General features: G+C 68.5%; 11 protein-coding genes. 5 read left to right on the top strand and 6 right to left on the bottom strand.

All coding sequences use genetic code 11. The annotated features are described in order from the left end of the window. Window positions 1–6 precede the first annotated feature (6 nt). The 4 genes from ACO6VK_RS13740 to ACO6VK_RS13725 form a co-directional block, all read right to left on the bottom strand. Complete coding sequence (locus ACO6VK_RS13740) at window positions 7–690, bottom strand: flagellar hook capping FlgD N-terminal domain-containing protein (protein ID WP_422508009.1); 684 nt, start codon at window positions 688–690, stop codon at window positions 7–9. A gap of 26 nt (window positions 691–716) precedes the next feature. Then, on the bottom strand, window positions 717–1124 hold the full coding sequence (gene flgC / locus ACO6VK_RS13735) for a flagellar basal body rod protein FlgC (RefSeq protein WP_411850948.1): 408 nt from the start codon (window positions 1122–1124) through the stop codon (window positions 717–719). Between the two features lie 3 nt (window positions 1125–1127). Continuing rightward, window positions 1128–1523, bottom strand: coding sequence for a flagellar basal body rod protein FlgB (gene flgB, locus ACO6VK_RS13730; protein ID WP_422508007.1), 396 nt, complete (start codon window positions 1521–1523; stop codon window positions 1128–1130). Window positions 1524–1748: 225 nt separating this feature from the next. Beyond that, window positions 1749–2693, bottom strand: a complete 945-nt coding sequence (locus ACO6VK_RS13725; RefSeq protein WP_411850950.1) for a chemotaxis protein — start codon at window positions 2691–2693, stop codon at window positions 1749–1751. A gap of 105 nt (window positions 2694–2798) precedes the next feature. On the opposite strand from ACO6VK_RS13725, the gene flgA reads away from it, so the two are divergent. From flgA to ACO6VK_RS13705, 4 genes are all read left to right on the top strand, one after another. Continuing rightward, a complete protein-coding gene (flgA, locus tag ACO6VK_RS13720; protein ID WP_422508004.1) occupies window positions 2799–3449 on the top strand; it encodes a flagellar basal body P-ring formation chaperone FlgA in 651 nt (216 codons plus the stop codon). A gap of 109 nt (window positions 3450–3558) precedes the next feature. Then, window positions 3559–3861: a flagellar biosynthesis anti-sigma factor FlgM gene (gene flgM / locus ACO6VK_RS13715; protein WP_422508002.1), complete on the top strand. Its 303-nt coding sequence runs from the start codon at window positions 3559–3561 to the stop codon at window positions 3859–3861. Next, window positions 3858–4196 (top strand): flagellar protein FlgN, encoded by a 339-nt coding sequence (locus tag ACO6VK_RS13710; RefSeq protein WP_422508000.1) that lies wholly within the window; start codon window positions 3858–3860, stop codon window positions 4194–4196. The genes flgM and ACO6VK_RS13710 overlap by 4 nt, the downstream gene beginning before the upstream one ends. A gap of 81 nt (window positions 4197–4277) precedes the next feature. After that, window positions 4278–5501, top strand: coding sequence for an ATP-binding protein (locus ACO6VK_RS13705; protein WP_422507998.1), 1224 nt, complete (start codon window positions 4278–4280; stop codon window positions 5499–5501). A 475-nt stretch (window positions 5502–5976) separates the two neighbouring features. Here ACO6VK_RS13705 and ACO6VK_RS13700 read toward each other — a convergent pair whose 3' ends face one another. Both ACO6VK_RS13700 and ACO6VK_RS13695 read right to left on the bottom strand, forming a co-directional pair. Next, a complete protein-coding gene (locus ACO6VK_RS13700; RefSeq protein ID WP_017354429.1) occupies window positions 5977–7734 on the bottom strand; it encodes an EAL domain-containing protein in 1758 nt (585 codons plus the stop codon). 4 nt (window positions 7735–7738) lie between these two features. Beyond that, window positions 7739–9847 carry a PAS domain S-box protein gene (locus ACO6VK_RS13695; protein ID WP_422507995.1) on the bottom strand — a complete coding sequence of 703 codons (2109 nt, stop codon included), beginning with the start codon at window positions 9845–9847 and terminating at the stop codon, window positions 7739–7741. 181 nt (window positions 9848–10028) lie between these two features. Between ACO6VK_RS13695 and ACO6VK_RS13690 the strand changes: the two genes are divergently transcribed. Then, window positions 10029–12821: a bifunctional diguanylate cyclase/phosphodiesterase gene (locus tag ACO6VK_RS13690; RefSeq protein WP_422507993.1), complete on the top strand. Its 2793-nt coding sequence runs from the start codon at window positions 10029–10031 to the stop codon at window positions 12819–12821. Window positions 12822–12880 lie beyond the last annotated feature (59 nt).

The following is a 12880-nucleotide window of genomic DNA, read 5'->3' as shown; positions in this document are numbered from 1 at the left end:
GGTGGCTCAGCTGATGCGGAGCACGTAGTCGATCGGGGCCGTGCCCAGGCCCTTGAGGTTCAGGTACAGCCCGTCCGAGCCCACCGTGACGCTCTCCACCGGGGCTTCGACGTAGGTGTTGATCTTGGTTTTGGCACCCGCGCTGTCGGTATGCGACGCGGCGATGGTGTAGCTGCCGGCCGGCATGCGGTTGCCGTTGGCATCCTTGCCGTCCCAGTCGAAGGTGACTTCGCCGCCGGCCTTGGCTTCCACGCTCAGGGTGTTGACCTTCACGCCGTTGGCATCGGTGATGTCCACGGTGACGTAGCCGGCGCCCGGGGCGGCGACCATGCCACTGGTGCCGCCTTCGGCCTCCAGCTGCCACTTGGGCGAGGGCACCAGGACGTCGTGGCCGACCAGGGCGGCGCCACGCAGCACCTGGTCGCTGGACATGGCTTCCTGGAAGCCCTTGACCGTGGTGTTGAGGTCGTTGATGCCCTGCACCTGCGACAGCTGCGCCATTTGCGCGACCATCTGGGTGTTGTCCATCGGCTTGAGCGGATCCTGGTGCTGCAGCTGCTCGGTCATCAGGCGCAGGAAGTCGGCCTGGTCGAGCGTGTCCTTTTTCTTGGTTTTGTCGCTGTTGGGCGCGTTCAGGCCCAGCGCGGTGTAGATGTCGCTGTTCTGGCCGACGCCGCTGGTGCTGCTCATGACGGTATGTCCTGCAAAAGTGGGGGTCAGCGACCCATGGTCAGGGTGGCCAGTGCCAGTTCCTTGGCGGTGGTCAGCATCTCCACGCCGGCCTGGTAATTGCGCGAGGTGGAGATCAGGTTGACCATCTGCGCCACCGGATCGACGTCGGGCTGGTAGATGTAGCCATCGGCATCGGCCAGCGGATGGCCGGGCTCGTAGCGCTTGATGGGCGCCGCGTCGCTCTGGTTGATTTCCTTGACCTGGACAGTGGTGATGTTCGGGTCGGCCCGGCTGGTGACGGACTGGAAGATCGGCTCGAGCGGCTTGTAGACGGCATCGGCCGAGCCGGCGACGGTATCGGCGTTGGAGAGGTTGGAGGCGATGGTGCTCATGCGCACCGACTGGGCCTGCAGGGCCGAGCCGGCAATGTCGAAGATCGGCAGATTGCTCATGGCTTATTGGCCCGTGATGGCGGTGAGCATGGAGCGCACCTTGGATTCGACGAAGCTCAGCGACGCGCGGTATTCCAGCGCGGCGCGGCCGTAGGCGGCACGCTCGGCGTCCGGGTCGACGGTGTTGCCGTCGATGCTGGGCTGTACGCCCTCCTTGGCAATCTGGAAGGGGTTGAGGCCGCCGCCGATGGCGAAGTGCTGTTCGTTGGTGGTTTTCATGAGTCCGTTGGCATCCAGGCCCTGGGCGTGGCGCAGGGCGGCGTCGAAGTCGAGGTCCTGTGCCTTGTAGCCAGGGGTGTCGGCATTGCTCAGGTTGCTGGCGATCAGCTTCATCCGCTGCTCGCGCAACGGCATGGCCTGGGCATGGACCCCCAGATAGTCGGAAATCAGATTGGGCATGGCGCGCTCCCACGGGACGATGTGGGGGAGGCTGCAAGGGCCGTGCCAGAAGAGGGTGCGGGCGCCCGGACGCGGGCCGGAAACGCGCGAAACGCGTGGCGCTACAGGACGGTCATCGTGTCCAGACCACGACGAAAAGCCGGGCTATGCCCGGCTGCGCCATGAAAAGAGAGAATGCGGGTTGACCCGCCCCGCCGACAGACCGTCAACGGGCAGAAGGCCGCGTTACGCGGCCAGGGCGACCTTGCGCAACCGATCCAGCACGAAATCGGCCAGTTCGTGGGGGGAGTACTTGGCGACGAAGGCATTGGCGCCCACGCGTTCCACCATCGCGTTGTTGAATACGCCCGACAGGGATGTGTGCAGCAGCACGTACAGGCCGGCCAGGCCGGGGTGGCGCCGGATTTCCGTCGTCAGGGTGTAGCCGTCCATCGCCGGCATCTCGATGTCGGAGATCACCATTGCATAGCGCTCGGCGGGGTTCTCGCCGGCGGCATGGATCTGGATCAGATGGTCCAGCGCCTGCTTGCCGTCCGACAGCAGGGTCGCGCTGACCCCGAGCTGGTCCAGCACGCTCCGGATCTGCTGGCGGGCGACGCGCGAGTCGTCCACCACCAGTACCTGCATCGGCGGGGCATCGGCCGGCAGGGCCATCGACGGGTCCAGCACGGCTTCGCCGCGGACCTGGGCGATATCGGCCAGGACGCTTTCCACGTCGATCACCTGGATCAGCTCCCCCTGGAACCGGGTGACCGCGGTCAGGTAGCTGGATTCGGCGCCCAGTTCCGGTGGCGGATGGATGTCCTCCACCGCGATGTTGACGATCCGTTCCACGCCGCTGACCAGGAACCCCTGGATCGACCGGTTGAACTCGGTCACCACCAGGTAGCCCGGCGCGGTGTCGGCATCGGGTTCGCGTTCGGGGTGGCCGATGGCCAGACCCAGGTCCAGGACCGGTACCGACCGGCCGCGCACGTCGGCAACGCCGGCGAACTGGCTGGGCAGGCCGGGGACCTGGAACAGGGACGGGCGCCGCAGCACCTCCTGTACCTTGAACACGTTCACGCCAAAAAGCTGACGTCCGCCGAGCCGGAACAGCAGCAGGGCCAGACGATTGTGGCCGGCCAGTCGCGTACGCTGGTCGATGCGGTTGAGCAGGTCATGGGACATGGGCTTGGTATCGGCGCCAGCCGGCGCGACTTGAGCGCGGCGCGCCCTGCCGTCCGGCACGGGGCTTGCATCACCCTGCGCATGTCCGTTGCCCCTGGAGTCTGCATGCGTTCTGTCCTGGTCGTTCTGTCCCTGCTGCTGGCATTGCCGGCCGGGGCTGCCGCCGGTTGGCAGCCGGTGGAGAGCATCCGCGGTGCGGCGCTGTCGACCCTGCCGGCCGGTACCGAAGGCGAAACCACGCTGGACTCGGCGCTGCGCCTGCCGGCCTGCGGCCAGGCCCTGCGTGCCCAGCCGACCGGCACCAGCACGGTGGAGGTGAGCTGCCCGGACGCCGGCGGCTGGCGGCTGTTCGTGCCGGTCAAGGTGCGCCGCAACCAGCAGGTGCTGGTCCTCAACCGCGGGATCGCCGCTGGAGAAACACTGACGGCGGCCGATATCACGACTGCCCAGCGTGACGTGGCACGTATTGCCGGCGCCGCACTGGCCGACCCCCAGGTGGCGGTCGGGCGGGTAGCCCGCCGGACCCTCAGTGCCGGCAGCCTGCTGTCGGCCAATGACCTGGTCGCCCAGCGCCTGGTGCGCCGGGGCGACAGTGTCGCTCTGGTCTCGCGCCGGGGCGGCGTGGAGGTGCGGGTAGCCGGGCGCGCGATGGCCGATGCGGGCGAGCACGAGCGGGTGTCGGTGGAGAACCTGTCGTCACGCAAGATTGTTCAAGGTACCGTGGACGCCAGTGGCGACGTTTTAGTGACGCGCTGATCACAATGCTGACTACCCTCCGTTTTTGCTGCAAAACCCTGATATTTCCCCTAAAGGTGGCGGTCTCTGTGCCGTTATCCCTTGTGAACCGAACACCCAGGACATCTCCATGAGCCAGAAAATCGACGGCAACCTGCAGGCCACCGCCCATCTGCGCAGTGTCGCCCTCGGCACCAAGCCCAGCGCCGGCACCGATTCCCAGGCGCGCCCGGTGGAAGCCGTGGACAGCCTGCGCCTGACCGGCGAAGCGACCTCGCTGCAGGCCATGCAGCGCGAGCTGAGCACGGCCCCGGCGATCGACGCGGCCCGCGTGCAGGCCGTGCGCGAGTCGCTGCAGAACGGTACCTACACGATCAATCCTGATGCCATCGCCTCGCGGATGCTTGAGCTGGACCAGCAGCTGCAGGGATGAAGCTGGCGATGAGCGAGCCGTTGCAGCGCCTCAGCGATGCCTTGGACGTCGAACGCCTGGCCTTGGTCGAGCATGACGTCCACGCGCTGATCCAGGCGACCGGCGCCAAGCTGGAGGCGCTGCGTGCGCTCGAGGCGGCGCTGCCGGTCGGTCAGGCCGAGCGACTGCAGGAACTGGCCGAGCGCAATCGTGCCAACGGCGTGCTGCTGGCGCGCCGGCGCCGCGAGGTCAACTGGGCGTTGCGCCAGTTGGGCCGCAGCGAGGAGGCGTCGGCCTACGACGCCAAGGGCCAATCCAGCACGGTGCACACGCGGCGTCCGCTGGCCGTCGCCTGACCCGGCCCGGGCGAGCCTCGCCCGGCCAGCGTTTCCGGTTCGCGTATATTGGGCGCCTGTTTTCACCTGCCCGAAGTGACCGTGACCGCTGATATCTCTCTTGTCACCGCGCCGTTGCCCCCGCAGCCGGTCCTGCTCGCGCTGTTCGAGCACACCCGTGAAGGTGTGCTGCTGTTCCGTGAGGATGGCAGCGTGGCGGTGGCCAATGCCGCACTGCGCGACATCCTCGGCCAGGCCGAGCCCGACGCTGGCCTGAGCGCGACGCAGTGGCTGCGGCAGCGCCTGCCGCCGGACGCGCTGGAGCACGCCCGCCAGCATGGCCACTGGAATGGCAGCCTGCCGGTCGGCGAGCGCATGGTCATCGCCCACGTCTACCATCACGAGGCGGCCGGTGAGCGCCACTATCTGGCCCTGTTCCACCGCATCGAAGGCCAGGAAGACTACGAGCGCGAGCTGCAGCAGCGCCACGCCGAGCTGCGCCAGGCCTACCTTCGCTTGAACGGCACGCAGGAAAAGCTGCTGCAGTCGGAGAAGATGGCCTCCATCGGCCAGCTGGCGGCCGGTGTGGCGCACGAGATCAACAATCCGATCGGCTACGTGCACTCCAATCTGGGCAGCCTGCAGGAGTACCTGCGCAGTCTGTTCACGGTGATCGAGGCCTACGAGCGTGCGCTGCGTGCGCCCGACCCGAAGGCGTTGATCCCCGAAATCGACGACATCCGCAACCGGTTCGACATCGATTTCATCAGCCGCGATCTGCCGCAGCTGATGGCCGAGTCGCGCGAGGGCATCGAGCGGGTGACGCGGATCGTGCGCGACCTGAAGGACTTCTCGTATTCCGGCCGTGACGAGTCGTGGAAGCTGGTGGACCTGCACGCGGGCCTGGAATCGACGATCAACATCATCTGGAACGAGCTCAAGTACAAGGTCACGCTGCACCGCGAGTTCGGCCAGCTGCCATTGGTGGAGTGCCTGCCGTCCGAGCTCAACCAGGTGTACATGAACCTGCTGCTCAACGCCGGCCACGCGATCGCCGAACGCGGCACGATCACGGTGCGCACGGGCGTGGACGGCGACACGGTCTGGGTGGAGTTCGAGGACACCGGCGGCGGCATTTCGCCGGAGCTGCGCCAGCGCATCTTCGATCCGTTCTTCACCACCAAGCCGGTGGGCAGCGGCACCGGCCTGGGCCTGTCGATCTCCTACAGCATCATCAACAAGCACCACGGCCGCATCGACCTGGACAGCACCCCCGGCGAAGGCGCGCGCTTCCGCGTGGTGCTGCCGATCAAGCAGCCGCGCTGACCCCTGCGCGAACAGCCGGTGGCTGTCTGCCTGTCGCTGGCTGGGCCGACGGGGGCGGGCTTACGGGACACGCCGTAAATACATCCCTGTAGGCTCGTAGAAAACATCCATGTTTTCTACGGTCCCGTAAGCCCGCCCCCGCCGGCCCGTGACAGTGACCCGGTGGCCACGGGCAATCAAACGCGGGGTTCGTTGACCTTCATCCACACCGGCGCTGATCGTTCATGGCGGCCACGTGCCGACCGCCCGGAATGGGCCGACAGGGCATTTGATTTCCCGTGGCCGCCGACCCGGTGTCTGGGGGCTGACGGGTGTGGGTGTGCGGGACCGTAGAAAACATGGATGTTTTCTACGAGCCCCCAGGGATGGGTTCACGGCGTGTCCCGCACACCCACACCCGTCAGCCCCGCCAGCAACAGGCAGACCACCAGGCGCTGTTCGCGAAGAACCAACACCCAGGCAGCGCCCGGCCCCGCTATTCGTCTTCCGGCGCTGCAATCGCGACCGGCGGAGCGGTGTTGGCGCGGCGCTGCTCTTCGTGCGTGCGGAACGCCTGGTGGATGTGCTTGCGCAGCTCGTCGTCGTTCCACGGCTTGGTCAGGAAGCGGTAGATCGCGCCGCGGTTGATCGCGTCGGTGACGGTGTTGAGGTCGGTGTAGCCGGACAGCACCAGCCGGATCGTGTCCGGGTAGAGCATCTTCACCCGGCCCAGGAACTCGGTGCCGCTCATGTCGCTCATGCGCTGGTCGGACAGGATCACCTGCACGTCGTTGATCGCCAGCAGGTCGAAGGCATCGCGCACGTTGCCGGCCGCCAGAATCCGGTAGCCGTCGCGGCGGAACAGGCGTACCAGCGAGCGCAGCACGTTCTCTTCATCGTCCAGCAGCAGCAGCGTGCGGTCCGGGCGGGTTTCGGCGAAAGCTTCCGGGCGCAGGTAGCGGCGGCGCAGCGTCATCCCGGCCGCATCGGCCGACATCGGCTCGCCGAACAGGTAGCCCTGGAACACATCGCAGTCGTTGCGGCGCAGGAAGCCGAGCTGTGCCTGCGACTCCACGCCGTTGGCGATCACCGTCATGCCCAGCTGGTGGCCCATCGCGATGATCGCGCGGGCAATGGCGGCCTCACGGTTGCCGGCGGGCGCGCTCTTGATGAAGCTGCGGTCGATCTTCAGCTTGTCGACCGGGTAGCGCACCAGCGCGCTCAGACTGGAATCGCCCGTGCCGAAGTTGTCCAGGCTCAGGCTGATGCCTTCATTGCGCAGGTTGACCAGCGTTTCGTGCACGAAATTGACGTTGTTGGTCAGCGCGCTTTCGTTGATCTCCAGCGTCAGCATGTGCGCCGGCACGCCGGCCGTCTGCATCAGCGCCATCACCTCGGCAAAGAAGTTCGGGCGCAGCAGCTGCAGGGTGGACACGTTCACCGCGATGGTGAAATCGTCGAAGCCCTGGTCGCGCCACAGCCGCGCCTGCTTGAGCGCGCCTTCCAGCACCCACGTGCCGATCTGCACGATGATGCCCAGGCGCTCGGCGGTGCGCATGAAGCGTTCCGGCACCAGCATGCCCAGCGTCGGCGACTGCCAGCGCAGCAGCGCTTCCATGCCCACCACATGGCCGTCGCGGGCGCTGACCAGTGGCTGGTAGCGCAGCTTCAGCTCGCCGTTGGGAATGGCATCCACGATCTGCCGGGCGATGATGCTCTCGCTGTGGGCGCTCGACGGCGTGTCCACCGCGTGGATGCGCACCGCATTGCCGCCTTCGCGCGCAGCCTGGTAGAGCGCGTCCTCGGCGTGGTCGAGCAGGCGCGACGCGCCGCTGGCGTGCTCCGGGCACAGGCTCACGCCCAGCTTGCCGGTCATGAACAGCGTATACGGCAGCACCGACAGCGGCAGCTCCAGCTGCTGGCGGATTTCCTCGGCCAGGTCCTCGGGCAGCGGCACATCGGCGGTGCGCTGCACCGCGATCAGGAACTCATCGCTGCCATGCCGCCACAGTTTGCCGCGGCCGCGCAGGTGGTGTTGCAGGCGCTGGGCCACCAGCACCAGCGCCTGGTCGCCGACCTCGGCGCTCATGTTTTCGTTGACCGACGCGAAATGGTCGATGTCCACGTGCATCAGCATCAGCGGGGTGCCGCCGGAGGCGGCCTCGGCCACCATTGCCTGCAGCTCGGGGTTGCCGGCGCCAAGGCGGTCCGGGGCATCCTCGATGCTGACCAGGGGCAGGGAAGGGTTCCACATGGGCTCAGTGTTCCAGGATTTCAGCAGCCCCCACGCCGGTGGCGCGGTAGGGCAGGTACAGGTCGATCAGGGTGCCGGCGCCATGCGCCGACTCGATTTTCAGGGTGCCGCCGACGCTCTGCGCGCGTTCGCGCATCACAATCAGCCCCAGCCCACGCGGGCCGTCGGGGTCGAAGCCTTCGCCGTCGTCGCGGATCTGCAGGTGCAGGCCCTGGTCGTCCACGTCGCGCAGCTGCAGGCTGACCTGGCTGGCGCGTGCGTGGCGCAGCACGTTGGTCAGGCTCTCCTGGGCGATACGGAAGCAGGCCTGCTCGATGTCGCCGGCCGGGCGGCGCGGCAGCGACTGGATGTCCGGCAGCAGGTCGATGGCGGCCGAACGGAACAGCACGCCGGCCTGCCAGCGCAGGGCCGCTTCCAGCCCGAGCGCGTCCAGCTGCGGCGGGCGCAGCAGGGTGGACAGGTCGCGCAGCTTGCCCACCGTGGTGTCGGCCAGCTGGATGATCTGCACCAGGTCTTCGTCACGGCGCAGCGGGTCCGCCTCGTCCTGCGCCGCGTAGGCGGACAGCTTCATCGCGGTGATCGCCTGGCCGATGTCGTCGTGCAGGTCGCGCGAGATCGCGCGGCGTTCGTCTTCCTGCAGCGAGAACAGCCGGCCGGCCATCGCCTGCAGCTCGCGGTTGCTGGTTTCCAGCGCCGCGCGGATGCGTTCGGGTTCGCTCAGGTCGCGCACGATCAGCAGCTTGCAGTTGCGCCCGCCGTAACGCACATCACCCACCGCCAGACCGGCCTGGAAGTGCTGGCCGTCCAGCCGGCGCATGCCGATCACCTCGCCGGCGCCGGTGGACGGGACCGGGATCGGCGCGAACAGCTGCGCGCGCACGCGCGCCAGATCGGCGCTGGCCACCAGCACCGCCAGCGGCTCGCCGAGCAGGGTGTGGTTGGCATAGCCGAACTGCGCCGCGGCGCAGGCGTTGGCATACAGCACATGTTCGTCGGACAGGATCACCACGCCGTCGGGCAGTACCCGCACCAGCTCGCGGAACTGCTCCTCGCGTTCGCGCAGCAGGCGGCGCGACTGCTCGCGCTCGGTCACGTCCTGCAGCGTCCCCAGCACCCGCGGCCGGCCGGCGTCATCCACGCCGCTCTGCGCGCGCAGGTGCACCATCAGGGCGCGGCCGTCCATCGCCAGCAGGGGCAGCAGCACGTCGATCTGCACCGGCTCGCCGGAATTCATCTCGGCCAGCAGCTGCTCGCTCAGCGCCGCCGTTGCCGGGTCGGCCGGGACCAGCAGCTCCTCGAAACGGTGCCAGCGTCGCGCCTCGGGCGGGCGGCGTCCCAGCAGCCGGTACACCTGGTTCGAGTAGCGGCCCTGGCCGCTGGCCGGGTCGAGTTCCCAGGCGCCGATCCGGGCCATCTCGTGGGCCTCCTCGACGCGTGCCAGCGCCTGGTCGCGTCGCTGCAGCGCCTGGTCCTCGCGGGTGCGGTCGATGGCGATCAGCAGCCGGGCCTGGTGGCCGTCGTAGTCGATCGCACTGCTGCGCATCTCCATGCGCCGCAGGCTGCCGTCCTTCAGCTGCAGATCGGCGGTGACCACGCACAACTGCTCGGGCTGGTCGCGGATCTGGGCCAGCTTGTCGGTCAATGCGGCGTCCTGGTCGGGCGGCCACAGCGCATCCACCGGCAGCGCCATGAACTCCTCGCGGGTCCAGCCGAACAGGCTGCAGGCGGCCGGGTTCACGTCCAGGATCGCCAGCGTGGCCAGGTCGTACACCAGGATCGGCCCCGGGTTGCCCTGGAACATCTGGCGGTGACGGGTTTCCGACCCTTCCAGCAGCGCATGGGTGTGCAGCACATGCTGGGCAAGCGGGCGCAGCAGCAGGTAGATCAGCGCGCCACTGGCGATCACGAAGAACGCGCCCTTGAAGGTCTGCCAGCGTGCCGCGGTGTGCATGTCCCCGGCCAGTACCTGTACCGCCGCATCGCTGCACAGGATCCACACCAGCGCCAGCACCAGGTACATCCCCACCACCCGCCAGCGGTCGCGGCGCAGATCGCGCGCAAGCGGGCGTTCGGGCGGGGGCGACGGCGGGTGGCCGGAGGCGTCGACAGGCATGGGCGCGGCGGGAACCGGTGGCGAGGGCAGCGACCATCTTAGAGGGTGCGACAGGCTTTGAGGTGAGGGGGGAACGATGCGTTGTGCGGGTCCGTGTGCGGGTGGGCGCTCAATAATCGGCAAAACCCGCCGCTAACGATTGCGTTCCCGGTTGTCGGGTGCGTTTTCGGAGTCATACCGCGTGGACCAAGGGATCATCGCCAGTCTGCTGCAGCACCCGTTGGCCTCGGCACTGGTCATCCTCGACCGTGCCGGTCGCCCACTGGCGGCCAATCCGGCTGCGCGCGAGCATGGTCTGCCGGCAACCCTGGCCGCCTACGGCGAGCTGCTGGAAGACCTGCGGCTGCTCGCTGCCGACGGTGGCCTGGTGCCGTGTCAACTTCCCGGCGGGCCGCGCGGCCGGTTCGACGGCTGGATGCGTGCCGTCCACGACCCCGACGGACAGCTGCTGGCCTTCACCCTGAGCGTGCCCGAGCCGGTGGCCGCCTACGCGGGCAGCCGCTGGGAGCTGGCCCTGGAACATGCCGGGCATGGACTGTGGGACTGGGACCTGCCCAGCGACACCGTGACCCGTTCGCGGCGCTGGGATGGCGAGCCGATGGACGTCGAGCAGGGCCTCGGCGATACCGCCGGCACGCTGCTCGAGCACGTGCACCCCGATGACCAGCCGCAGGTCCGCGCCGCACTGGACGCGCATCTGCGCGGCGAGGGGGCGGTCTACAGCGCCCAGTTCCGCGTCCGCCACCCCAGCGGCGAGTGGCGCTGGATGCTGGACCGTGGTCGCGTGGTCAGCCGCACGGCCGACGGCCAGCCGCTGCGGATGGTAGGCACCCACACCGACATCCAGGCCCAGAAACAGATGGAGGCCCAGCTGCGCGAGCAGCAGGTGCACCTGCGCGAGGCCCAGCGCATTGCCAGCATGGGCAGCTGGTCATGGGACCCGGAGGCGCGCCAGTTCTGGTGGTCGCCGGAGTTCCGCGCCCTGGTGGGCGAGGGCGACGATCCGATGCCGGCCGGCCGCCACTGGCTGCGCCGGCTCGAACCGCGCTCGCGCGGCCAGCTGCGCAGCGCGTGGCGCCGCATGTGGCGCGATGGGCGTGCCACCACGCTGGAGCTGGAACTGCCGCGCCCGCGCGACGGCGCGCTGCACCTGCGTGTCTGGATGCAGCCCCTGGTCGGCCCGGATGGGCGCGTGCAGCGTCTGCTGGGCCAGGTCCAGAACATCACCGAGCAGCACCAGACCGACGCGCTGATCCGCTGGCGCACCGAACTGCTCAACCGCGTTTCGGCGCTGGGCCGGATCGGTGGCTGCGAGATCGAGGTGGCCACGCGCAGCATGCAGTGGACCGAGGAGTGCTACCGCATCCACGGCCTGCGCAAGGAGCCGATCAGCCTCGACCAGGCCCTGGCGCTGTACACCCAGGATTCGCGCGACGCCTTCGAGGCGGCCCTGGAGCGCATCGCCGGTGGCGGCCTGCCCGAGCAGCTGGACCTGTGCTTCTACCGCCAGTCCGGGCTGCGCATCTGGGTGCAGGTGCTGATCGAACTGGACCACCGCGACGGTCTGCCGACGCGCTTTGTGGTGTTGTTCCGTGACATCACCCGCGAGCGCGAAGCCAACGAGCGCATCGAGCTGCTGGCCCACTACGACCTGCTGACCGGCCTACCCAACCGCATGCTGCTGCGCGAGCAGACCGCCGATGCGATCGAGGAGGCCCGCGACCGCGGCGCACCGCTGGCGATGCTGTTCATCGACCTGGACGGCTTCAAGACCATCAACGACACCTTCGGCCACGCCACCGGCGATGCGCTGCTCAAGGCCGCCGCCGCGCGCCTGCACCAGAACCTGCGCAACAGCGATCTGTTCGGGCGCTTCAGTGGCGACGAGTTCATCGTGGTGCTGCGTGACCTGGCCGACCCGGAAGACGCCGGCCACGTCGCACGCAAACTGATTGCCTCGCTGGCCGAACCGCTGCATCGCGGCGAGACCACGCTCAAGGTGGGCGCCAGCGTCGGCATCGCGATGCTCGACGACGGCCGCAGCGACTTCGATTCACTGCTGCGCGCCGCCGACGCGGCGATGTATGCGGCCAAGGAAGCGGGGCGCAACACGTATCAGTACTACAGCCAGGACGCGCTGCTGCGGATCCAGCGCAAGCTGGAGATCGAGCATGCCCTGCTGGGTGCGATCGAGCGGGAGGAGTTCAGCCTGGCCTACCAGCCGCTGCTGCACGCCGACCACGGCGCACCGCCGGCGATCGAAGCGCTGCTGCGCTGGCATCGGCCCGGCATCGGTTACTGCAGCCCGGCCGAGTTCATCCCCATCGCCGAGAAGTGCGGGGAAATCGTACGGATCGGCGACTGGGTCCTTGCCGAAGCCTGTCGTCAGGCAGCGGCGTGGGACCAGGCCGGGCTGCAATTTGATCGGGTGGCGGTGAACGTTTCGGCCGTACAGCTGCGTGACCGCGGCTTCGCCGAGCGCGTGATCGACATCTGCCATGCGCACGGCTGGCCACCGCAGCGGCTGGAGCTGGAGCTGACCGAGTCGGCGTTGATCCGCGACACCGACGTGCTGCGCCATTGCTTCGACGTGCTCGAACGCCACGGCGTACCGCTGGCGGTGGACGACTTCGGCACCGGCTTCTCCAACCTGCATTACCTCAACCGGTTCCCGGTCGGCCGCCTGAAGATCGACCGCAGCTTCGTCCAGGGCATGCTGCACGACGCCGGCACTGCCGAGGTCACCCAGGCCATCGTGCATCTGGGCCACGCGCTGGGCATGAAGGTCGTTGCCGAAGGTGTGGAAACCGAGCAGGAAGAAGCGATGCTGCGCCGCCAGGGCTGCGACGAGATCCAGGGCTACCTGTACTCCCGCCCGCTCACCCCGCGCGACCTGGCCCAGTGGCTAAAGCAGGGCGGGGCGCAGATCCCCCCACGCGAGCGCCTGCAGGCTGCGCCGCACGCGGTGACCTGACACCCCTGCGCCGCGCCTCGCGCGACAGCCCCGTAGAGCCGGGCTCTGCCCGGCTGCCT

The sequence above is a fragment of the Stenotrophomonas sp. GZD-301 genome (assembly GCF_049310345.1).
Lineage (GTDB): Bacteria > Pseudomonadota > Gammaproteobacteria > Xanthomonadales > Xanthomonadaceae > Stenotrophomonas.
The sequence above is the reverse complement of the archived record's forward strand: the minus strand, read 5'-3'. Positions and strand labels throughout refer to the sequence as shown.